This is a genomic window from Erwinia artemisiae, assembly GCF_051400835.1.
GTDB lineage: Bacteria > Pseudomonadota > Gammaproteobacteria > Enterobacterales > Enterobacteriaceae > Erwinia > Erwinia aeris.
The window spans coordinates 76,524-97,375 of record NZ_JBLFFM010000011.1 but is presented as its reverse complement, the minus strand read 5'-3'; the positions used below and the strand labels follow the sequence as shown (position 1 = coordinate 97,375).

18 protein-coding genes and 1 pseudogene are annotated in these 20,852 nt (G+C 56.4%); 9 read left to right on the top strand and 10 right to left on the bottom strand.

Translation table 11 applies throughout. The features are described from left to right. Window positions 1-205 precede the first annotated feature (205 nt). Both mqo and ACMGEE_RS19555 read left to right on the top strand, forming a co-directional pair. Window positions 206-1,762, top strand: a pseudogene (gene mqo, locus ACMGEE_RS19560) (malate dehydrogenase (quinone)); the annotation flags it as partial. A 151-nt stretch (window positions 1,763-1,913) separates the two neighbouring features. Beyond that, window positions 1,914-4,313: a phosphoketolase family protein gene (locus ACMGEE_RS19555; protein WP_436830524.1), complete on the top strand. Its 2,400-nt coding sequence runs from the start codon at window positions 1,914-1,916 to the stop codon at window positions 4,311-4,313. Window positions 4,314-4,344: 31 nt separating this feature from the next. Here the strand turns inward: ACMGEE_RS19555 and ACMGEE_RS19550 are convergent, their stop codons facing one another. Further along, a complete protein-coding gene (locus tag ACMGEE_RS19550) occupies window positions 4,345-4,929 on the bottom strand; it encodes a LysE family translocator (RefSeq protein WP_253457064.1) in 585 nt (194 codons plus the stop codon). A 136-nt stretch (window positions 4,930-5,065) separates the two neighbouring features. Between ACMGEE_RS19550 and ACMGEE_RS19545 the strand changes: the two genes are divergently transcribed. After that, on the top strand, window positions 5,066-6,523 hold the full coding sequence (locus ACMGEE_RS19545; RefSeq protein WP_370734995.1) for an aminotransferase-like domain-containing protein: 1,458 nt from the start codon (window positions 5,066-5,068) through the stop codon (window positions 6,521-6,523). Between the two features lie 4 nt (window positions 6,524-6,527). On the opposite strand, the gene ACMGEE_RS19540 is transcribed toward ACMGEE_RS19545, so the two are convergent. Further along, window positions 6,528-7,151 carry a glutathione S-transferase family protein gene (locus tag ACMGEE_RS19540; protein WP_253457057.1) on the bottom strand — a complete coding sequence of 208 codons (624 nt, stop codon included), beginning with the start codon at window positions 7,149-7,151 and terminating at the stop codon, window positions 6,528-6,530. Between the two features lie 150 nt (window positions 7,152-7,301). On the opposite strand from ACMGEE_RS19540, the gene ACMGEE_RS19535 reads away from it, so the two are divergent. Next, window positions 7,302-8,153, top strand: a complete 852-nt coding sequence (locus ACMGEE_RS19535; protein ID WP_301252475.1) for a PhzF family phenazine biosynthesis protein — start codon at window positions 7,302-7,304, stop codon at window positions 8,151-8,153. 42 nt (window positions 8,154-8,195) lie between these two features. Here the strand turns inward: ACMGEE_RS19535 and ACMGEE_RS19530 are convergent, their stop codons facing one another. After that, window positions 8,196-8,954, bottom strand: a complete 759-nt coding sequence (locus ACMGEE_RS19530) for an SDR family NAD(P)-dependent oxidoreductase (protein WP_436830523.1) — start codon at window positions 8,952-8,954, stop codon at window positions 8,196-8,198. Window positions 8,955-9,069: 115 nt separating this feature from the next. Here ACMGEE_RS19530 and ACMGEE_RS19525 point away from each other — a divergent pair, with 115 nt between their 5' ends. After that, the gene (locus ACMGEE_RS19525) at window positions 9,070-9,969 is read left to right on the top strand and encodes a LysR family transcriptional regulator (RefSeq protein ID WP_301730971.1); all 900 of its coding nucleotides are present in this window, start codon (window positions 9,070-9,072) and stop codon (window positions 9,967-9,969) included. A gap of 56 nt (window positions 9,970-10,025) precedes the next feature. Then, window positions 10,026-11,021, top strand: coding sequence for an inner membrane protein YhjD (yhjD, locus tag ACMGEE_RS19520; protein ID WP_253457045.1), 996 nt, complete (start codon window positions 10,026-10,028; stop codon window positions 11,019-11,021). 6 nt (window positions 11,022-11,027) lie between these two features. Here yhjD and ACMGEE_RS19515 read toward each other — a convergent pair whose 3' ends face one another. From ACMGEE_RS19515 to cpxP, 6 genes are all read right to left on the bottom strand, one after another. Beyond that, window positions 11,028-11,786, bottom strand: a complete 759-nt coding sequence (locus ACMGEE_RS19515; protein WP_253457043.1) for a CDP-diacylglycerol diphosphatase — start codon at window positions 11,784-11,786, stop codon at window positions 11,028-11,030. 182 nt (window positions 11,787-11,968) lie between these two features. Beyond that, window positions 11,969-12,961, bottom strand: coding sequence for a sulfate ABC transporter substrate-binding protein (locus ACMGEE_RS19510; RefSeq protein WP_301252471.1), 993 nt, complete (start codon window positions 12,959-12,961; stop codon window positions 11,969-11,971). 151 nt (window positions 12,962-13,112) lie between these two features. Continuing rightward, the gene (gene pfkA / locus ACMGEE_RS19505; RefSeq protein ID WP_125290594.1) at window positions 13,113-14,075 is read right to left on the bottom strand and encodes a 6-phosphofructokinase; all 963 of its coding nucleotides are present in this window, start codon (window positions 14,073-14,075) and stop codon (window positions 13,113-13,115) included. 204 nt (window positions 14,076-14,279) lie between these two features. Next, on the bottom strand, window positions 14,280-15,176 hold the full coding sequence (gene fieF / locus ACMGEE_RS19500; protein WP_253457039.1) for a CDF family cation-efflux transporter FieF: 897 nt from the start codon (window positions 15,174-15,176) through the stop codon (window positions 14,280-14,282). 362 nt (window positions 15,177-15,538) lie between these two features. Next, window positions 15,539-16,198 (bottom strand): Ssp6 family T6SS pore-forming effector, encoded by a 660-nt coding sequence (locus ACMGEE_RS19495; protein ID WP_301730974.1) that lies wholly within the window; start codon window positions 16,196-16,198, stop codon window positions 15,539-15,541. Window positions 16,199-16,772: 574 nt separating this feature from the next. Then, a complete protein-coding gene (gene cpxP / locus ACMGEE_RS19490; RefSeq protein ID WP_369896583.1) occupies window positions 16,773-17,282 on the bottom strand; it encodes a cell-envelope stress modulator CpxP in 510 nt (169 codons plus the stop codon). A 152-nt stretch (window positions 17,283-17,434) separates the two neighbouring features. Here cpxP and cpxR point away from each other — a divergent pair, with 152 nt between their 5' ends. The 3 genes from cpxR to trmL are packed head-to-tail and all read left to right on the top strand — an operon-like array spanning window position 17,435 to window position 20,021. Next, complete coding sequence (cpxR, locus tag ACMGEE_RS19485; protein ID WP_125290597.1) at window positions 17,435-18,133, top strand: envelope stress response regulator transcription factor CpxR; 699 nt, start codon at window positions 17,435-17,437, stop codon at window positions 18,131-18,133. Continuing rightward, the gene (gene cpxA / locus ACMGEE_RS19480) at window positions 18,130-19,506 is read left to right on the top strand and encodes an envelope stress sensor histidine kinase CpxA (protein WP_125290598.1); all 1,377 of its coding nucleotides are present in this window, start codon (window positions 18,130-18,132) and stop codon (window positions 19,504-19,506) included. Before cpxR ends, cpxA begins: the two co-directional genes overlap by 4 nt. Window positions 19,507-19,547: 41 nt before the next feature. Next, complete coding sequence (trmL, locus tag ACMGEE_RS19475) at window positions 19,548-20,021, top strand: tRNA (uridine(34)/cytosine(34)/5-carboxymethylaminomethyluridine(34)-2'-O)-methyltransferase TrmL (RefSeq protein ID WP_125290599.1); 474 nt, start codon at window positions 19,548-19,550, stop codon at window positions 20,019-20,021. On the opposite strand, the gene cysE is transcribed toward trmL, so the two are convergent. Continuing rightward, window positions 20,018-20,839, bottom strand: coding sequence for a serine O-acetyltransferase (gene cysE / locus ACMGEE_RS19470; protein ID WP_253457035.1), 822 nt, complete (start codon window positions 20,837-20,839; stop codon window positions 20,018-20,020). The genes trmL and cysE overlap by 4 nt on opposite strands. Window positions 20,840-20,852: the final 13 nt, after the last annotated feature.

The window sequence follows — 20,852 nt, the reverse complement described above, 5'->3', positions numbered from 1 at the left end:
ATTCATTCTCATTTTTAATCTTTAAACAATTTTTTAATTGCTACGTAACAATGGTATATTTCCACAACGCTTAACGCGCGTTAATCATCCGTTTTTGTGATGGAAGCGCACTGTACTCAGCGAAGCGGCTACCACGGTCCGAAAGAGATCGCGCCGTTTCACCTGCTCACCATGTTGATTTATCAACATACGGAGAAGTCGCCTCATGCCAAAATTAGCAGGACTTCTGGCCGCTATGGGCTCTGCGAAAGCCGCCACGGCAGATGAAGAAAAAGACGTATTACTGATCGGCGGAGGCGCGATGAGCGCTACGCTTGGCACCTGGTTGCAGGCTCTGGAACCCGAGTGGCGCATCAGTATGATCGAACGCCTGGACAGCGTGGCTGAAGAAAGCTCCAACGGCTGGAACAACGCCGGTACCGGGCATGCCGCGCTGGCCGAAATGAACTATACGCCGCAGAAAGAAGACGGCTCGGTCGATATCAAAAAAGCCGTCGAGATCAACGAAGCGTTTCAGATCTCGCGCCAGTTCTGGTCCCATCTGGTCCAGAAAGGCGTCCTGCGCAATCCACGCAGCTTTATCAACACCGTTCCCCATATGAGCTTTGTCTGGGGCGACGACAACGTGGCGTTCCTGAAGAAACGCTTTACGGCGCTGCAAAAAAGCTCGCTGTTTCGCGGTATGGAGTATTCAGAAGATCCGGAGCAAATCAGGGCGTGGGCCCCGCTGCTGATGGAAGGACGCGATGAAAAAGATCGCGTCGCCGCTACGCGCATCACTACCGGCACCGACGTGAACTTCGGCGAAATCACGCGCCAGATGGTGGCATCGCTACAGAAAAACCGGCATTTTTCGCTGGAAACCGGCCATGAAGTTCGCGGCTTTAAGCGCAACGGCGACGGCAGCTGGAACGTGACCGTGGCCGATTTGAAAAACAACGGCCGCCGGAAAACCATTCGTGCGAAATATATCTTTATCGGCGCGGGCGGCGCGGCGCTGACGCTGCTCCAGCAGACCGGCATACCCGAAGCCAGAGAATATGCGGGTTTCCCGGTCGGCGGCGAGTTCCTGGTAAGCGAAAACCCGGAGATAGTGAAGCGCCATCTGGCCAAAGTGTACGGCAAAGCTTCCGTTGGCGCGCCACCGATGTCCGTGCCGCATCTGGATACGCGGATGCTGGATGGCAAGCAGGTGCTGCTGTTCGGGCCGTTTGCCACCTTCTCGACGAAGTTCCTGAAGCAAGGCTCGCTGTGGGATATGTTCGGCTCGATGACCTCGTCGAACTTTAAGCCAATGGTGCACGTCGGGCTGGATAACTTTAACCTGGTGAAATACCTGATTGGCCAGGTCATGCTGACCGATGACGATCGCTGCCAGGCGCTGCGGGATTATTTCCCGGAGGCGAGAAAAGAGGACTGGCGTCGCGTTAAAGCGGGCCAGCGCGTACAGATTATCAAGAAAGACGCGCAGAAAGGCGGCGTGCTGAAGCTGGGCACGGAGGTCGTCACGTCGCAGGACGGCACCATCTCCGCGCTGCTGGGCGCCTCGCCGGGCGCTTCCACGGCCGCGCCTATTATGATCGATCTGATGAGCAAAGTGTTCGCCGAGCGGATGGCGACGTCGGCATGGCAGGCGAAGCTGAAAGCGATCGTGCCTTCTTACGGCCAGAAGCTGAACGGCAACGTGGCGGCAACCGAGCACCAGCTGGCGGAAACCAGCCGCATTTTGCAGCTCGACTACACGCCGTTTACCGCGGCTAATGACGAAGCGGCGGTGGCCGCAGCCGTAATCGGTAAATAGTAAAGCCTGAAGGCGGGATCTCCCGCCTTTTTTACGCGCGCATTTTGCCGCTTCCTGCACAACTCCCCCAGGCGTCTATGCTTTTAGCTGACTCATTTAAAAGGAGCAGCTGATGGACACCTCTTCACCCCATTCCGCTACCGAGACTGAATTAGCGCTGCTTGACCATTACTGGCGCGCCGCTAACTATCTTTCAGTCGGGCAGATTTACCTGATGGCTAATCCTCTGCTGCGCGAGCCGCTGCAGCCTGAACATATTAAGCCTCGTCTGCTGGGGCACTGGGGAACCACGCCGGGCCTGAATTTTATCTATGCGCACCTGAACCGCATTATTCGCCAGCGCGATCTCAACCTGCTTTATATCTGCGGCCCCGGCCACGGCGGGCCAGGCATGGTTGCCAATACCTGGCTGGAAGGCACCTACAGCGAAATCTATCCTCAGGTCAGCGCGGACGCGCAGGGCATGCAGCACCTTTTCCGCCAGTTTTCGTTTCCCGGCGGCATTCCCAGCCACGCGGCACCGGAAACGCCCGGATCCATCCATGAAGGCGGCGAGCTGGGCTATTCGCTGGTGCACGCCTTTGGCGCGGCTTTCGATCATCCGGATCTTATCGTGCCCTGCGTGATCGGCGATGGCGAAGCGGAAACCGGCCCGCTGGCGGCCAGCTGGCACGGCACTAAGTTTTTAAACGCCGCGCGGGACGGCGCCGTACTGCCGATCCTGCATCTGAACGGCTATAAAATTGCCAATCCTACGCTGCTTGGTCGCAGCAGCGATGAGGATCTGCGGCAGCTGTTCGCCGGTTATGGCTATGAACCGCTGTTTGTCAGCGGCGACGACCCGCAAAAAATGCACCGTCTGATGGCCGACACCCTTGATCGCGCTTTCGATCGCATTCGTGACTTCCAGCAGCAGGCGCGCCAGGGCAACACCGGCGACAGCGTACCGGCATGGCCGATGATTATTCTGCGCAGCCCGAAAGGCTGGACCGGCCCGAAAACGGTGGACGGCAAAAAGGTGGAAGGATTTTGGCGCGCGCACCAGGTGCCGGTTTCCGAATGTCGGGAAAACGACGAGCACCGCCAGCTGTTACAAAACTGGCTGCAAAGCTATCGGCCTGATGACCTGTTTGATGAACAAGGCAGGCTTAAACCCGAATTGCAGGCGCTGGCGCCGCAGGGCGAAAAGCGCATGGGCGCAACGCCTTACGCCAACGGTGGCCGACTGCGCAAGCCGTTAAAAACTCGGGATATTCGGGAATTTGCGGTAAAAATTGATAAGCCTGGCGACACGCAGGAGCAGTCTACTGCCGTGCTGGCGAGCTATCTGAGCGCTATCTTCCGCGATAACCCCGATAACTTCCGCCTGTTCGGCCCGGACGAGACCGCCTCTAACCGGCTGAGCAAGGTTTTTGACGTCACTAATCGCACCTGGATGGAGGCGATCCGCGATTACGACGAGCAGCTGGCGCCGGATGGGCGAGTGATGGAGATCCTCAGCGAGCATCAGTGCCAGGGCTGGCTGGAAGGCTATCTGTTAACCGGCCGCCACGGTCTGTTCAACTGCTACGAAGCCTTTATTCATATTATCGATTCGATGTTTAATCAGCACGCCAAGTGGCTGAAGGTTTCCCGCAAGCTGCCGTGGCGCGAGCCGATCGCCTCGCTTAACTATCTGCTTTCCTCGCACGTCTGGCGACAGGATCACAACGGCTACAGCCATCAGGATCCCGGCTTTATCGATCACGTTATCAACAAGAAAGCCGATATTGTCCGCGTTTATCTGCCGCCGGATGCCAATACTCTGCTGTGGGTCGGCGATCACTGCCTGAAAACCTGGGACCGCATTAACGTGATCATCGCCGGCAAGCAGCCGGAGCCGCAGTGGCTGAGCATGGATGAGGCCATCGCGCACTGTGAGAAAGGCATGGGGATCTGGCCGTGGGCAGGCAACGAGAAGCCAGGCAAACAGCCGGACGTGGTAATGGCCTGCGCGGGCGACGTGCCGACGATGGAAACGCTGGCGGCCGTCGATCTGCTACGGCAATATCTGCCCGATCTGTCGGTTCGCGTCGTTAACGTAGTGGATTTAATGGCTTTGCAAACCCGCGACCAGCACCCGCACGGGCTGGAAGAGCAGGATTTCGATGCGATCTTTACCCGTGACAGGCCGGTGGTGTTCGCTTTCCACGGCTATCCGGCGCTGATCCATCGCCTGGCCTACCAGCGCAATAATCATCCGAATTTCCACGTCAGAGGCTTCAACGAAGAAGGCACCACCACCACGCCTTTCGATATGACGGTGCTGAACGAGCTGGATCGTTACCATCTGGCGCAGGAAGCGATCCTGCGCGTGCCGGGGCTACAGGAGAAAGCCGCCGACGTGCTGGACAAGCTTCAGGAAAAGCTGGCGGCCCATCACGCCTGGGTACGTGAATACGGCGAGGATATTCCGGAAGTGCGGGACTGGAAGTGGCCGTCGCAGGAAGGCGGCGGCGAAGTCGGAGACTAAAACAGAAGGGCGGCGTTCAGGCCGCCCTTTTTTATGGCTTTAACACCTCTGCCAGCATCCAGCCGATGGTCGCCACCAGCGACAGCGCCATCACGCTGTTAAAGGCTCTTAGTTTCCACGCCACCTGCAAATGCCTGCCCAACCTGTCGCCCATCATCGCCCAGACCAAAATGCAGGGCAGATTCAGCGCGGCGAAACCGCTCATTATCGGCAGGATGCCGCTGCTGGCGGAATAGATCAGCGCCACGTTGGTGGCCATCAGCCAGGCCTTTGGATTGACCACCTGAAACAGCGCGCTGCCCAGCAGCGTCAGCGGCCTCGCTTTTTCCCGCAGTTCCGGCGCGCCCGCGCGGAAAATCTTCCACGACAGCCACAGCAGATAGGCACAACCCAGCAGCGTTAAAGGCAGGCGAATGGCGCTCATCCACAGCAGCAGGCTGTCCAGCAGCAGCGCGGCGATCGCTATCTGCAAGGCGCAGCCCAGCGTGATGCCGAACATCATCGGCACGGTGCGGCGCATCCCGAAATTAACGCCGGAAGTGGCAAGCATCAGATTGTTCGGCCCAGGCGTGATCGACATAACGGTAACGTAGCTGAAAAAAGAGGGATCGAGCATGGCCGCTCTCCTGCAAGTGAATGAGAAGAACATGGTAAGGCGTCTGCGATGATGGTAACAGATTCAGAAATCCACTATTGTTATGAGCACAATCCCTGTTATCGATTAACTGTACCCATTAGCCGGAGACGTGACTGTGTCCATTATCGATCCGCAAGAGCAGACGCTATATCACCAGCTGGCCGAAACGCTGGCGGAAGCCATTCACAACGGCACCTGGCTGCCGGGTAGCCGCCTTCCCGCCGTACGCCGCTGCGCCGCTATCCATCAGGTCAGCGTTAACACCGTGCTGACGGCCTATCGGCTACTGGAAGATCGCGGACTGATCGAAGCGCGTCCCCAGTCCGGCTACTATGTCCGGGGCGTGCTGCCTTCGTTAAGGGCGCGCAACGGCCACCAGTCACAGGTGCGCACGCCCGGCAGCGAGAAGCTCGATTTGATCGATACCGTCTTTGCGGCGCAAAACCATCCGGACTATATCAACCTTTCGCTGGCCTGCCCGCAAAACAGCGATTTCTTTCCGACGGCGAAAATCAGCCGCATTATGGCTTCGCTGCTGCGGCGCGAACCTGGGCTGATCGGCCGCTACGCGCTGCCGCCGGGAAGCCAGCGTCTGCGTCGTGAAATCGCCCGGCGCGTAGCGGATTTGGGCATGATGCTCACCGCCGAAGATATTACGCTGACGCACGGCTGTATGGAGGCGCTACAGCTGGCTCTGCGCGCCGTCACCAGGCCCGGCGACTGCATCGGGCTGGAAACGCCCACCTATTTCTACCTCTTCCCTCTGGTGGCGAGCCTGGGCCTGAAGGTGCTGGAGCTGCCTACCGATCCGCAGCACGGTCTGTCGCTGGACGCGCTGGAGCTGGTGCTGCGTGAGCAGCGCATTCAGGCGCTGGTAGCCATGCCGACGGTACAAAATCCGCTGGGCTGCACCATGCGGCTGGAGGATAAAAAGCGGCTGGCGAAGCTGGTTAACCATTATCAGGTGCCGCTGATCGAGGATGGGCTTTATGACGAGCTGCAATTCTGCTGGCCGCTGTCGCCAGCGGTAAAGGCTTTCGATACGGATGGCTGGGTGCTGCACTGCGCCAGCTTCACTAAAACGGTGGCGCCCGATTTTCACGTTGGCTGGATAGCAGCGGGACGTTTTTCCCAGGCGCTGGCGCGGCTTAAGTCGGTTTCTTCCCTGACGGAATCAAAATTGCTGAGCGAAACGCTTGGGCTGTTTCTGGAATCCGGCGGCTACGATCGTCATCTTCGCACCATGCGTCGCCGCTATGCCACGTTAATGGATGAGGCGCGCGGCCTGATCGCCCGGCATTTCCCGCAGGGCACCAGAGCGACGCTGCCCAGCGGCGGCTTTATCTTTTGGGTCGAGCTGCCGGGCCAGATCGACTGCATCGATCTGTTCCACCGCCTGCTGCAGGAGAAAATCTGCCTGACGCCGGGCGCGCTCTATACGCTGAGCGACCGCTGCAACAGCGCGATCCGGCTGACCTGCTGCTACCACTTTGACGAACGCTATACCTGGGCACTGAAGCGCACCGGCGAGCTGGCCTGCGAGATGAGCGGCATCCCGCCCGGCATAGCCTGAGCCGTTACGGCATCCCGTTGCGTCCCCAGTGCGCGTAGCCCTTACGCTTCGTCAGGCGCTCGTAGTAGGCGCGCACCGCCGCCAGCTCGGGATGCTCCATCGGCGTTTCATACCAGCGGTTCACCGACAGCCCAATCGGGATATCGGCCAGCGAGAACGCGTCGCCCGCGACAAAAGCGCCGGTTTTTTCCAGCTGCTGATTAAGAATAGCCATCGTGTAGTTCCAGCCTTTACAGGCGGCGGCCAGCAGGCGCGGATCCTGATGGGCGGGGGAATGCCGCACCAGCGACATAAACGCATAGCGCCAGGAAGTATTCAGTTCGGTGGCCTGCCAGTCAATCCACTGATCGACCCGTCCACGCGCGCGCGGTTCCTGTGGGTAGAGCCAGCCGCCTTCATAAGCGTTCGCCAGATAGCGAATGATGGCGTTGGACTCCCATAATATAAAATCGCCTTCCTGAATAACCGGCATTAATGCGTTGGGATTAAGCGCCCTGAATTCGGCCTCCTGAGGCGATCTGGCGCCTTCGCCCCACTCTTCGCGTGCAGAGGCGATACCCAGTTCCTCACAGGCCCACAGGACTTTACGGACGTTGATAGACGATGCACGCCCCAGTATTTTCAGCATATTTCCGTCACTTTTTTGTTCGGGTTTAGGCTACCTGTTACAGCGTGAACTGATAACGGCGCTCCTTAACCTGAAAATAGCACCTCTTCAGCACCCCGACCGGGAAAATTCCTGATATTGTCAAAGAAAATTAATGGAAAGGAGAGACAGATGACGCAGCTACGCGCTTTTAAACAGGTTGATGTTTTTACCTCTTCGCCTTTAAACGGCAACCCGCTGGCGGTGATCATGGCGGCCGAGGATCTCAGCACAGAGCAGATGCAGGCCGTGGCCCGCTGGACGCATTTATCGGAAACCACCTTTGTTCTGCCGGCAACCAACGAGGCCGCCGATTACCGGGTGCGTATCTTTACGCCGGACGGCGAACTGCCGTTCGCTGGCCACCCAACGCTCGGTACGGCCCATGCGCTGCTGGAATCCGGTATTAGCCTGAAGAAGCCGGGCCAGATTGTGCAGCAGTGCGAGCTGGGGCTGGTAAAGGTTAAGATTGCCGACGACGGCGCGCTGGCTTTTGCCGCCCCGGAGGCGACGCTGACGGAATTTAACGAGGCGCCGCTGGGCAGCGCGTTAAACACCGATGCGATAGAAACCCGTCTGCCGGTAATGATTGCGGATATGGGCATTCGTTTTCTGCTGGTACCAATGGTTTCCGCCGAAGCGGTGCTGGCGATCAAACCCAACGTTACGGAATTTGAACGGCTGCTGAAAAAAGCCCGCGTGACCGGCGTGATGCCGTTTGGCCCTTTGCAGGGCGCAGCGGAACAGTATGAGGTGCGCGGCCTGCTGATGGAGCACGGCTCGCTGTGCGAAGATCCCGTGACCGGCAGCGCCAACGCCTGTCTCGCCCGCTACCTGCAGGCGCAGGGCGTGGAGCTGGATTACCGCGTGCGTCAGGGCACGGCCTTACAGCGCGCCGGTCGCCTGAGCGTAAGCTGGGCGTCGGGCACAGCCTGGATTGGCGGCCAGACGGTCACGGTCATAGACGGCACGATCCGTCTTTGAGGCTAAAGCCGGGAGGCGCGACGCTTCCCGGCCTGAAACGCCTCAGAGAAACATGCCGCCGGACGCCTCGATGCGCTGTCCGGTGATCCAGGCGCTTTCGTCACTGAACAACATGGCGATCGCCTTGCCGATATCGTCCGGCAGCCCCACGCGACCCAGCGCCGTGACGGAAGAGATAAACGCATTAATTTGCGGATTGTCGCGTACTCGCCCATCGCTGAAGTCCGTTGCGATAGCGCCGGGTGCCAGTATATTGACGCGAATGCCCCGCACCGCCAGCTCTTTCGCCTGATAGCGCGTTAACACTTCCATCGCACCTTTTACCGCCGCATACGCTCCGGAGCCAGGCTGGCTGAAACGCGTCAGGCCGCTGGAGACATTAAGGATATGCCCACCGTCGGCTATCAGCGGTAGCAGCTGCTGCGTCAGAAAAAACGGCCCTTTAAAATGGACGTTAACCAAAGCCTCGAGCTGCGCTTCCGTGGTCGACGCAAAAGGCTCATGCAGCGCCGTGCCCGCGTTGTTTAATAAATAATCAAAGCTGTCACGCTGCCAGATCGCTTTTAGCTGTTTTTGCACTTCGCTGACAAAGCCGGGAAAGGCCTGACTGTCGCCGACGTCCAGCTGTAGCGCGACGCCACGGGCGCCCAGCGCTTCAATTTCCTTAACGACCGCCTGCGCCTCCTGTTCTTTACTGCGCCAGGTAAAAATCACGTCAACGCCCTTTTCAGCCAGCTTCAGCGCACCGTTTCTGCCTAAACCCCGGCTGCCGCCGGTAATAACCGCAATTTTATGGCTCATTTCTCGCTCCGTAGGTTCCGCTGTGGATAAAAAACAGGATATTGCTCGCAAAGCGATCTATAAATGGTCCTGGCTACGCATCACTGTTTCGTTATAAGCAACAATGGGCGGATAAATGGATAAAATTCACGCAATGCAGGTTTTCGTCAGGGTCGCTGAACTTCAGAGCTTCACCCGCGCTGCCGACAGCATGGGATTGCCTAAAGGCAGCCTGTCGCGGCAGCTGCAATCGCTGGAAAACGCGATGGGCGTGCGGCTGCTGCACCGCACCACGCGGCGCGTCCAGCTGACGCAGGACGGCCTGATCTATTACGAACGCTGCCGCGACGTGCTGGCGACGCTGGATGAAATGGATTCGCTGTTCCAGCACGATCCCGCCACGCTAAGCGGCAAGCTGCGGGTGGATATGCCCATCAGCATGGCGTGCGACTATATCCTGCCGCTGCTGCCGGATTTTATGCAGCACTATCCCGGCATCGAACTGGAGCTGAGCAGCAGCGACAGACGCGTGGACGTGGTGCGGGAAGGCTTTGACTGCGTGGTGCGCGTCGGCGTGCTGGAAAGTTCCGGCCTGATCGCCAGGCCTTTGGGTAAGCTGACGCTGATTAACTGCGCCAGCCCTGACTATCTGGCGCGTTTTGGTACGCCGACCACGCCGGACGATCTCGTCTCGCACGCGATGGTGCACTACAGCCAGCAGATTGGCGTGCAGCCGACGGGCTTTGAATACTTTGACGGTAAAAATAGCCGCTATATTCAAACCGGTGGAACGGTAACCGTTAACAGCACGGAAACCTATCGCGCCGCCTGTCTGGCCGGCCTGGGCATTATTCAGGTGCCGGAACGCGGCGTAAAACAGGCGCTGACCGAGCGAAAGCTGGTCGAGATCCTGCCGCATTTTCGCGCCGAACCGATGCCCGTTTCGCTGATTTATCCCCATCGCCGCAACCTGACGCGTCGGGTTCAGGTCTTTATGGAATGGCTGACCCAGGCAATGAAAAACTACGTTGCCTGAGCGTCCGGCTATAATTTGTTTTACGCCATGCACTTGAAGGATATGAAGAAGGATCCATGAAGGAAAATAAACCCGAAGAGAAAAAAGCGGAAAAGCCGCTGATTAATATCAAAACCGGCAATCAAACCGTTGATAAGTCGATTACGCGCGTTTCCCGTCTGGTAAGCTGGTTTCAGGCTATTCCGGCGGTGGCGCATTTTATCCGCGCCGGGGAGCGCTTTACCGACCGCATGGGCAGCCAGTTTGGCGCGGCGATCACCTATTTTTCTTTTCTTTCGCTGATCCCCATTCTGATGGTGTCGTTTGCGGGTGTGGGTTTCGTACTCGCTTCCAATCAGGATCTGCTGACGGATTTGATCGACAGAATGGTTAACAGCATCAGCGATCCTACGCTGGCCACTACGCTGAAAAACAGCGTGAAAACGGCCGTCGAGCAGCGCACTACCGTGGGGATCACCGGCCTGCTGGTGGCGCTCTATTCCGGCATCAGCTGGATGGGCAACCTGCGCGAAGCCGTCCGCGCGCAGTCGCGCGACGTCTGGGAACGTAACCAGCAGGATAAAGAAAAGATTTACTTCAAATACACCCGCGATTTTATCTCGCTGATAGGCCTGGTGCTGGCGCTGTTTATTACCATCATGCTGACTTCGGTCGCTGGCGCGGCGCAGGACGCCATCGTGCGGGCGCTGGGGCTGGACGGTATCGAATGGCTGCGCCCGGCGATGACCACCATTGCCCTGACCATCTCTATCCTGGCGAACTATTTGCTGTTTCTGTGGATTTTCTGGCGCCTGCCGCGCCACCAGCCGCGTAAAAAGGCGCTGTTCCGCGGGACGCTGCTCGCCGCTATCGGCTTTGAGGTGATTAAAGCCATTATGACCATGACGTTGCCGAAGCTGGCTTCTTCACCTTCCGGCGCGGCGTTCGGCTCCGTGCTTGGCCTGATGGCTTTCTTCTACTTTTTCGCGCGTCTGACGCTGTTCTGCGCCGCCTGGATAGCCACGGCGGAATATGCGGATGATGAGCCGGAGCAGGCTAATACTCCGGTCTGATAACAATCAGGATGACGGCTGCAAAATAGCGCAGCTGTGATCCTGAAGCTCTTCCGCCGAACCCCGGTTCAGCAGCAGCAGATTGCGCTTAATCACCATCAGCACCCGCCGCCCGCCCGGCATTGCCGCCACCGCGATACCGTATTTCCCCATCTCCTCACGCGCGCCCGGCAGCTCGTTTGCAATGCGGACAAACGGACTGGTTTTTTTCAGTTCGTCACGGCTCACTATCCTGATCTGATACTCATGCTTACCCAACTGCGCCGACTGCCATTTCTCGCTTAGCGAGCTGTTCAGGCTGTCCAGCCGCCGCCGGATATCCGGACGCAGGCAGGAGATATGAATATGCAGCTGATTTTGCGTTCTGCCGCGCTGCGAGTTAATGCTTAACGCTACCGCGCTGTCGTCTACCGGCGAGCCGCGACGCTCTTCCATATAGTGACGCGCGTGCCAGGCCTCGGCAAAATAGTTAGGAGCAAAAGGATTAAGCAGCTCCGGACTTTCGATACCGGCAAGCTTTTTCACGGGCATTAACAGGAACTGTAGCGGCCCTTCCCGATCTTTCATCACCACGTAGCCGTTGCGCAAATCTACAATGCGGCAGGGCGCCGGATCGTTGTTTTGTTGCTGATTGGGTACGCACTGCTGGCTGACGATATTCCATAATGCATTGGCATTGTGTTTAAAACTGAGCGCCTTGCAGCCTGCAATAACAGCCACGGACGCCACGATGCCCATAATCAGGACACGCGTTCCTCCCTGCATGACAACAACCTCTGCGCGTTAAATTGCGCATAATGTAAACGAATCGTTGCTAAAGGTCATGCTAAATAATCAACACGCGTGACTATTTGGCGGAAGCTTTTTGGAATCAGCAGGATATAACGAAGAAAACAAAAGCCAGTCGGATGACTGGCTTCAGAGAAACGGCTGGCCTGCTGAGGATATCAACGCTGCATGGCTTTGTCGTAGGTGCCGCCATCCGCAAAATGCGTTTTCTGCGCTTTGGCCCAGCCGCCGAACTTAGGATCGTCGATGGTAAACAGCTTCACCGGCGCGAATTTGTCGGCATATTTTTTCGCCACTGCCGGATCGCGCGGACGATAATAGTTTTGCGCCGCGATATCCTGACCTTCCGGCGAATAAAGGTATTTCAGGTAGGCATCGGCCACTTTACGGGTATCGCGCTCGTCGACCACTTTATCCACAACGGATACCGTCGGCTCGGCCAGAATCGACTCGCTCGGCGTCACAATCTCAAACTGGTCTTTGCCAAGCTTGTTGACGGCCAGGTAAGCTTCGTTTTCCCACGCGATCAGCACGTCGCCGATGCCGCGTTCAACAAAAGTATTGGTTGCGCCGCGTGCGCCGGAATCCTGTACTTCAACATTCTTAAACAGCGCCTTGATATAGGCCAGCGCCTTGTCGTTGTCGCCGTTGTTTTTGTCCAGCGCCCAGCCCCAGGCAGCCAGATAGTTCCAGCGCGCGCCGCCAGAGGTTTTTGGGTTTGGCGTGATCACGGAAACGCCAGGCTTCGTCAAATCCTGCCAGTCGTGGATCTGTTTTGGGTTGCCCTTGCGGACCAGGAACACAATGGTGGAAGTATAAGGGGCGGAGTTTTCCGGCAAACGCTTGATCCAGTTTTTGTCGATGCGTCCGCGCTCGGCAATAGCGTCCACGTCGGAAGCCAGCGCCAGCGTCACCACATCGGCGCGAATGCCGTTAATCACGGAGGTCGCCTGCTTGCCGGAGCCGCCATGCGACTGACGGATCACCACGTTATCGCCTGTTTCCTGCTTATAGTGCGCGCTGAAAGCTTTGTTGTACTGCTCGTAAAGCTCACGGGTAGGATCGTAAGAGACGTTTAACAGCTGGATATCTTTTGCCAGAACACTGGTTGAAGCCAGCAGCAGGGTTAATCCGATGCTCCACTTTTTCATTATGCGCGCTCCCAAAGGTTTTTTCTGGCAGAGAGCGTGACACAAAGTGACTGCTGACTTAAAGAATTAAAAGATAGCTGTAATAACTGAATGGAATATCACTTTGCATAATAAAGGCGCTGACGGGCAGCGCCTGAAAAGTCATTACGATTTAATAAAGACGTTTAGCCGTATCCAGCCAGTCGCCTTTAAATGGACGCTTCATATTCTCAATGGCGTCAATAATATCGTGATGCACCATCTTCTCATTCTGAATACCGACGCAGCGGCCGCCGTAGCCCTGAAGCAGCAGCTCGATAGAGTAGGCGCCCATCCGTGAAGCCAGAATGCGGTCATAGGCTACCGGCGCGCCGCCGCGCTGAATGTGGCCCAGCACCGTCGAGCGGGTTTCGCGTTTGGTTTCGGATTCGATATATTTCGCCAGCTCGTCGATATCGCAAATGTGCTCGGTAATCGCCACAATCGCGTGCTTTTTACCTTTAGCGATGCCCGCTTTAATCTCCTGCACCAGCTCTTCGCGAGTAAACGGAATTTCCGGCAGGACGATAAATTCGCAGCCGCCCGCGATCGCTGCCGCCAGCGTCAGATCGCCGCAGTAGCGGCCCATCACTTCGACAATAGAGATACGCTGATGGGAAGAAGAGGTATCGCGCAGGCGGTCAATGGCCTCTACCACCGTTTCCAGCGCGGTAAAGTAGCCGATAGTGTAATCCGTACCGGCTACGTCGTTATCGATGGTGCCCGGCAGGCCGATGCAGGGAAAGCCCATCTCCGTCAGCCTTTTGGCGCCCATATAGGAGCCATCGCCGCCAATGACCACCAGCGCATCAATCCCGCGCTTTTTCATGTTCTCAATGGCCACGGCACGAACGGACTCTTCGCGAAACTCCGGGAAACGCGCCGACCCCAGGAAAGTACCGCCGCGGTTGATCATATCGGAAACGCTGTAGCGATCCAGATTTACCATGCGGTCTTCATATAATCCCAGGTAGCCGTCATAAATACCAAAAACTTCAAGATTTTCACTCAGCGCCGCACGAACGACACCCCGAATAGCTGCATTCATGCCAGGCGCGTCACCGCCGCTTGTCAGTACACCGATTTTTTTGATCATGACAACCTCTGAACTTGTTAATGCAAATTTTAAATTCTGAACGCCTTGGGGGATCGGCGTACGCGAGCGATCGACTAATGTTGGCAATAGTATATCAAAGCCTTTTAGCTGAATTGATTCAGGTCAGAGATCATTCTGCTATTTTTCCATCGCAAAATAACTCTTTCAGGCAATTTTCGGGTAACTCTTTTAACTCTCTGAAAATCATAGCCCATTCAGCTCCTTTTCAGGTACTACCGAGCAGGGATCCTGGTGAATAGTAATATCAGAACCGGGAAAAGCTTTCAGCAACGCTCGTTCAACTTCTTCCGCAATCAGGTGCGCCTGAAACAGCGTCAGATGGTCTTTTAGTTCCAGATGCAGCTGAATAAAACGCGTCGGGCCGGAAAGACGCGTGCGGATATCGTGTACGCCTTCCACACCGGGCCACTGGCCGGCAATGGTCGCAATTTCTGCCTTCTCTGACTCCGGCAGCGCCCTGTCCAACAGCAGCTGTACTGCTTCGTACCCCATCCGCAGCGCGTTATAGAGGATCCAGACGCCGATACCCAACGCAAACAGCGCATCGGCGCGTTTAAAGCCATACCAGCTCAATCCCAGCGCTATCAGGATGGCGCCGTTCATAATAACGTCAGATTGATAGTGAAGCATATCGGCGCGAATGGCGAGACTGTGGGTTTTGCGCACCACCCAGCGCTGAAAAGCGACCAGAAGTAGCGTAGAAAAGAGCGCAATAAGCGTGACGATAACCCCAACCAACGGCGCACGCATCCCGGCAGGCGTCGACAGATGTTGTAATCCCGTCAGGAAGAGGAAAAGCGCGGAGCCGGAGATAAACATGCTTTGCGCGAGCGCGGCCAGCGATTCGGCCTTGCCGTGTCCGAAGGTATGTTCCTCATCGGCAGGTTGCAGAGAGTAGCGCACCACAAAGAGGTTAGTCAGCGAGGCAGCAATATCCACCAGAGAATCCACCAGCGCCGCCAGCAGGCTGACCGAGCCGGTATACCACCAGGCGAAAATCTTCACCAGAAGTAACAGAGAAGCCAGAGCCGTAGCCGCCAGAGCGGCAGAGTTAACCAGGCGCGCATAATGCTGTGCCATATCGCACTCCGTTCAGGACAGTGGCTTAAGTATACCGGATTTCGGGCAAAAAAAGCCCCGTTATCATGAGGGGAAAGACAGGGGTGGTGATCTAAATATCATCATAAATAAATGAAAAAAAAGGATTTGTTTCTAACAATGTCCACAGATTGACCACATCAAAAAATTAGCCTGCCAGCGGGGCGGGCTAGCGTTAGCGTTCACCGCGCAGCAATGCAAGGCCCAAGGTGACCAGATAACCGAGTATCAAAAATCCTATAGCGCCGATTAATTTCATTATGCCGCTATCAAACATGAACAACGAAAGAAGTGATGCCAACGAGGCGAAACCAATCACTGTAGCTGCCAGCGCATGAGATACACTAACTCCCACATACCTGGCGAACTTTGCCAGGCAATATTTTACAGAGTTCATTTTCGATCGTCCTGCACATTGCCGGATGGCTGTTGATAAATTTAATATAAGGTTCGAGCTGACCCTCTACTAAAAAATAAATCATATCAAGGTCTTGTATCGACACCTTGTAATATGTCTGCGGATAGTCTCGCCGCAAACGGCGAGAGGCCTCTGCGGCTTCCTCAATGAGTCCCTGCCACATCAGAACATTGAGCGGCACCGAAACGCCAAATCGAACGAACTCACGATATACGGGTGCCGATGTCACATGGCGTAACATTATTGAGCCAGCTGTATATGCCAGTGCAAATTGCGCTGCAGTCTTTCCAGCAAAATGCCCTACACCATAATTTATCTTACTGTTTATGGCTGCCCGTCCTGAGTCGTTCATTTTTTGATAAAATTCAACCATGACTAACTCAATCAGGCGACGCAACGGCTCCTCCTTGTCTCCCAGCGATTTAACCAACCTGATAAACCGTTCTGTTTCTCGCTGATTTCTGTCCCTAAGGCCATCACCTGCCGCGCCGCTACCCTGCCAGGTTCTGACTAGTCCACGTCCCATCAATCCGGGTATACTGGAAATGCCATCAGCTATCCCACGTGCTACCATTTTTGCATCCATACAATTATCTCCTGATAAAAATCATACTGACGGTATCGCTAGTTGTGCATTGATTCAACAACCCTGACGCAATGATTTGCAAGGTTGTTACAATGCTATGACTGATGTCTATCCTGCGCCAGGCCTGACCCGAACGCCTCTGACAGCAATTATCATGCGTCATACGCGATCCTAATTTGATCCTCGCGCAATCGGATAGATTCTTTTAAAAAACATTAAGTTATACGAAAGGCTACCAGCACGCGGCGCGCCTGCTTTTGCAAAAAATTGCGAAACGTTGCGCAGATTGCAAAACCCCGCGTACCGCCGCCGCCCAGCACTGGCGCGGGCTGGCACACATAGGCGGGGCAGTGGGTATGGTATGCGGTGCCCCGGCTACGTCCACAAAGTGTCCTCAGTGTCCACATAACGTCCACATTCAGGACATTTAGAAACCGTTCCAGACCGTTGCAACATTTCTACAGAGGGTTGTTTTGAAAGGAAATTACAGCTAATTCGTTGATAAAAAAAACCCCCACATCATGTGGGGGAAGACAGGGATGGTGTCTATGGCAAGGAAAAAAGGGATATTCTGCTACTGGTTACTGCCTGTGCTACTTACAGCCTGCAGCGGTGTAACGTGCTGCGCTTCCGTCAGGCGGCGCATTTCGTTTATGCGCTGCTGATGCTTCTGATTCAGAACGGCTTGCTGCGCCGGCGTCAGCAGGTGATACATCTGGTAGCGCACTCGCGCCATCTCTACCTGCCGTGCTACTTCAGCCTGAGCAATTTTGTCGACGCGGGCTTTATAGGCCGCCTCATCAAATTTATCTGCAATAATCATTGCGTGCAGCTGTTCTAAATCGTTAATACTTATGGGAGAACGCTCATGACGAGCCTGCTGCATCAGATCCCGTAACTGCTGGCGCTGCTGTTCGGTAAGATCGATGCCATCAAACATGTGGTTTTGCGGAACTTGCGCCATACTGCCTGGCACTGCGCTACCCCGATGCATCTCGTCAAACGTCGTCACATCTGTAGCCCATGCGGCGGAGAAGCTGAGTATCAGCGCCGGAACCACAACGACGGCGGTAACTTTGCGCATCGTTAACTCCCAGGTTGGTTTCCATATTTCGATTCAACGAAAATCAGTCTACGGGGGCAGCTGCAAACATGCGTCAGGGGGTGTAAAACTACGTAAAGTCATGGATTGCGGGCATTCGTTCACGGTATTTTGCCTGTGGAGGGCGATAAAAAATGAATAAAATCCTGTTGGTTGACGACGATCGCGAATTGACTTCGCTATTGAAAGAATTGCTTGAAATGGAAGGGTTCGACGTACTGGTAGCCGGCGACGGCGAACAGGCACTGGCCCTGTTGGATAGTTCTGTCGATCTGTTACTTCTCGACGTTATGATGCCCAAAAAGAACGGTATTGATACCCTGAAAGAGCTGCGTCAGCAGCATCAAACGCCGGTTATCATGCTGACCGCGCGCGGTAGCGAGCTGGATCGCGTTCTGGGGCTGGAACTGGGCGCGGATGACTATCTGCCTAAGCCCTTCAACGATCGCGAACTGGTGGCCCGCATACGCGCAATTTTACGCCGCTCCAACTGGAGTGAACAGCAGCAACAGCACGACAGCGGTTCCCCAACGCTGGAGGTTGACCATCTGCGCCTGAATCCGGGGCGTCAGGAGGCCAGCTTTGACGACGTCACGCTGGATTTAACCGGTACCGAGTTTACGCTGCTCTATCTGCTCGCGCAGCATCTGGGCCAGGTCGTCTCTCGCGAACACCTGAGCCAGGAAGTGTTAGGCAAACGCTTAACGCCGTTTGACCGCGCCATCGATATGCATATTTCCAATCTGCGCCGCAAGCTGCCGGACCGCAAGGATGGACATCCCTGGTTTAAAACGCTGCGCGGTCGGGGCTATCTGATGGTCTCCGCTACATGATTTCCAGCCTGACGACCCGCATCTTTGCCATTTTTTGGCTGACCCTGGCGCTGGTGCTGATGCTGGTGCTGATGGTGCCCAAACTGGATACCCGTCAGATGACGCCGCTGCTTGATAATGAGCAGCGGCAGGGCACCATGATAGAACAACACGTCGAGGCGGAGCTGATGCAGGATCCGCCCAACGATTTAATGTGGTGGCGCAGGCTGTTTCGCGCCATCGACAAGTGGGCACCGCCGGGTCAGCGCCTGCTGCTGGTGACGAGCGAAGGCCGTGTCATCGGCGCGCAGCATAACGAGATGCAGGTTATCCGTAACTTTATCGGCCAGTCCGATAACGCCGATCACCCGCAGAAAAAGAAATATGGCCGCACAGAGATGCTCGGGCCGTTTTCCGTGCGCGATGGCGAAGACAGCTATCAGCTCTATCTGATCAGGCCTGCCGGCAGTTCGCAGCTGGATTTTATCAACCTACTGTTTGACCGCCCGCTGCTGCTGCTGATAGTCACCATGCTGATCAGCTCGCCGCTGCTGCTCTGGCTGGCGTGGAGCCTGGCGAAACCGGCGCGCAAACTGAAACACGCGGCCGATGACGTGGCCGCCGGCAATCTGCGGCAGCGCCCTGAGCTTGAATCCGGCCCGCAGGAGTTTCTCGCCGCCGGTTCCAGCTTCAACCAGATGGTGAGCGCGCTGGAGCGAATGATGACCGCGCAGCAGCGCCTGTTGTCCGATATCTCGCACGAGCTGCGCACGCCGTTAACGCGATTACAGCTGGCTACCGCGCTGATGCGTCGTCGCCAGGGCGAAGGTAAAGAGCTACAGCGCATTGAGATGGAGGCGCAAAGGCTGGACGGCATGATCAACGATCTGCTGGTGCTGTCGCGCACCCAGCACAAGAACGCGCTGGTCAGCGAAGCCATGAAGGCCAATCATCTCTGGTCAGGCGTGCTGGACGACGCCCGGTTTGAAGCGGAGCAGATGGGCAAAACGCTGGAAGTCCCCTATCCGCCAGGGCCGTGGCCGCTTTACGGCAACCCGAGCGCGCTGGATAGTGCGCTGGAAAATATCGTTCGTAACGCGCTGCGCTATTCTCATAGCCGTATCGTAGTCAGCTTTTCCGTGGATAAACAGGGTATTACCATCCATGTGGATGATGATGGCCCGGGCGTCAGCGCGGAAGATCGCGAGCAGATTTTCCGGCCGTTTTACCGTACCGACGAGGCGCGCGACCGTGAATCTGGCGGCACCGGCCTGGGGCTGGCGATTGTGGAAACCGCCATTCAGCAACATCGCGGCTGGGTGAAAGCAGATGACAGCCCGCTTGGCGGACTGCGACTGACGCTCTGGCTGCCGCTCTATACCAGCAACAGCTGAATTTGCTATGCTGCGGCCCTTGTGAACGAGGGCCGCTGCTGATGCTGAATATCGTACTTTTTGAACCTGAAATCCCCCCAAACACGGGCAATATTATTCGTCTGTGTGCCAATACAGGCTTTCGCCTGCATCTGATTGAGCCGCTGGGTTTTACCTGGGATGATAAGCGTCTGCGCCGGGCTGGTCTGGATTACCATGAATTCACCGCCATCCAGCGTCACGCCGACTATGCGGCTTTTCTGGCAGCCGAACAGCCGCAGCGCCTGTTTGCGTTGACCACCAAGGGCACGCCCGCGCACAGCGCCGTAAGCTATCAGAAAGGGGATTATTTGCTATTCGGCCCGGAAACGCGCGGCCTGCCCAAAGAGATCCTGGACGCGCTGCCTGCGGCGCAGAAAATTCGTATTCCAATGCAGCCGGACAGCCGCAGCATGAACCTGTCGAATGCGGTTTCCGTGGTGGTTTATGAAGCGTGGCGCCAGCTGGACTATGCGGGCGCGCTGATTAAAAGCTAAATACCGTCGCCGAACTCAAAGCCCGGCACCATACCGTTGAAGTGCTGATCCATCTCCATTGACGGTTTGTCGCTACTGGGTTTGCCGACGATGCGCGCCGGTACGCCGGCCGCCGTGGTATGCGGCGGCACGGGCTGTAGCACCACGGAACCGGCGCCGATTTTGGCACCGCGTCCCACTTCAATATTGCCCAGCACTTTCGCGCCTGCGCCAATCATCACGCCTTCGCGGATTTTAGGATGACGGTCGCCGCTGGTCTTGCCCGTCCCGCCCAGCGTCACCGATTGCAGGATAGAAACATCATCTTCAATCACGGCGGTTTCGCCCACGACAATGCCTGTGGCGTGGTCGAGCATGATGCCGCGCCCGATCTTCGCGGCCGGATGAATATCTACGGCAAAAGAGACAGAGATTTCGTTTTGCAGATAGATGGCCAGCGCACGGCGGCCTTCATTCCACAGCCAGTGGCCGATACGGTAAGCCTGTAGAGCATGAAACCCTTTCAGATAGAGCAGGGGCGTAGAGTATTTATCAATGGCGGGATCGCGCTGGCGTACGGCCTGAATGTCGCAGGCGGCCGACTGGATCATAGAGGCATCCTGCTTATAGGCCTCCTGGACGATCTCGCGGATGGCGATAGCGGGCATGATTGGGTTAGCCAGCTTGTTAGCCAGCATATAGCTCAGCGCGCTCCCCAGATCATCGTGCTTTAACAAGGTAGCGTGGTAAAAACTGGCCAGCATCGGCTCGCCTTCCGCCAGCGCGCGCGCTTCCTCTTTGATATAATCCCAGACCACCCCGGGCTCTACACACGGCATTACTCTACTCCCC

What these genes read in the sequence shown, in the direction of transcription:
- ACMGEE_RS19555 (WP_436830524.1), top strand. Translation starts at nt 1,914, where the DNA reads ATGGACACCTCTTCACCCCATTCCGCTACCGAGACTGAATTAGCGCTG.
- ACMGEE_RS19550 (WP_253457064.1), bottom strand. Translation starts at nt 4,929, where the DNA reads ATGCTCGATCCCTCTTTTTTCAGCTACGTTACCGTTATGTCGATCACG.
- ACMGEE_RS19540 (WP_253457057.1), bottom strand. Translation starts at nt 7,151, where the DNA reads ATGCTGAAAATACTGGGGCGTGCATCGTCTATCAACGTCCGTAAAGTC.
- ACMGEE_RS19535 (WP_301252475.1), top strand. Translation starts at nt 7,302, where the DNA reads ATGACGCAGCTACGCGCTTTTAAACAGGTTGATGTTTTTACCTCTTCG.
- ACMGEE_RS19530 (WP_436830523.1), bottom strand. Translation starts at nt 8,954, where the DNA reads ATGAGCCATAAAATTGCGGTTATTACCGGCGGCAGCCGGGGTTTAGGC.
- ACMGEE_RS19525 (WP_301730971.1), top strand. Translation starts at nt 9,070, where the DNA reads ATGGATAAAATTCACGCAATGCAGGTTTTCGTCAGGGTCGCTGAACTT.
- yhjD (WP_253457045.1), top strand. Translation starts at nt 10,026, where the DNA reads ATGAAGGAAAATAAACCCGAAGAGAAAAAAGCGGAAAAGCCGCTGATT.
- ACMGEE_RS19515 (WP_253457043.1), bottom strand. Translation starts at nt 11,786, where the DNA reads ATGCAGGGAGGAACGCGTGTCCTGATTATGGGCATCGTGGCGTCCGTG.
- ACMGEE_RS19510 (WP_301252471.1), bottom strand. Translation starts at nt 12,961, where the DNA reads ATGAAAAAGTGGAGCATCGGATTAACCCTGCTGCTGGCTTCAACCAGT.
- pfkA (WP_125290594.1), bottom strand. Translation starts at nt 14,075, where the DNA reads ATGATCAAAAAAATCGGTGTACTGACAAGCGGCGGTGACGCGCCTGGC.
- fieF (WP_253457039.1), bottom strand. Translation starts at nt 15,176, where the DNA reads ATGGCACAGCATTATGCGCGCCTGGTTAACTCTGCCGCTCTGGCGGCT.
- ACMGEE_RS19495 (WP_301730974.1), bottom strand. Translation starts at nt 16,198, where the DNA reads ATGGATGCAAAAATGGTAGCACGTGGGATAGCTGATGGCATTTCCAGT.
- cpxP (WP_369896583.1), bottom strand. Translation starts at nt 17,282, where the DNA reads ATGCGCAAAGTTACCGCCGTCGTTGTGGTTCCGGCGCTGATACTCAGC.
- cpxR (WP_125290597.1), top strand. Translation starts at nt 17,435, where the DNA reads ATGAATAAAATCCTGTTGGTTGACGACGATCGCGAATTGACTTCGCTA.
- cpxA (WP_125290598.1), top strand. Translation starts at nt 18,130, where the DNA reads ATGATTTCCAGCCTGACGACCCGCATCTTTGCCATTTTTTGGCTGACC.
- trmL (WP_125290599.1), top strand. Translation starts at nt 19,548, where the DNA reads ATGCTGAATATCGTACTTTTTGAACCTGAAATCCCCCCAAACACGGGC.
- cysE (WP_253457035.1), bottom strand. Translation starts at nt 20,839, where the DNA reads ATGCCGTGTGTAGAGCCCGGGGTGGTCTGGGATTATATCAAAGAGGAA.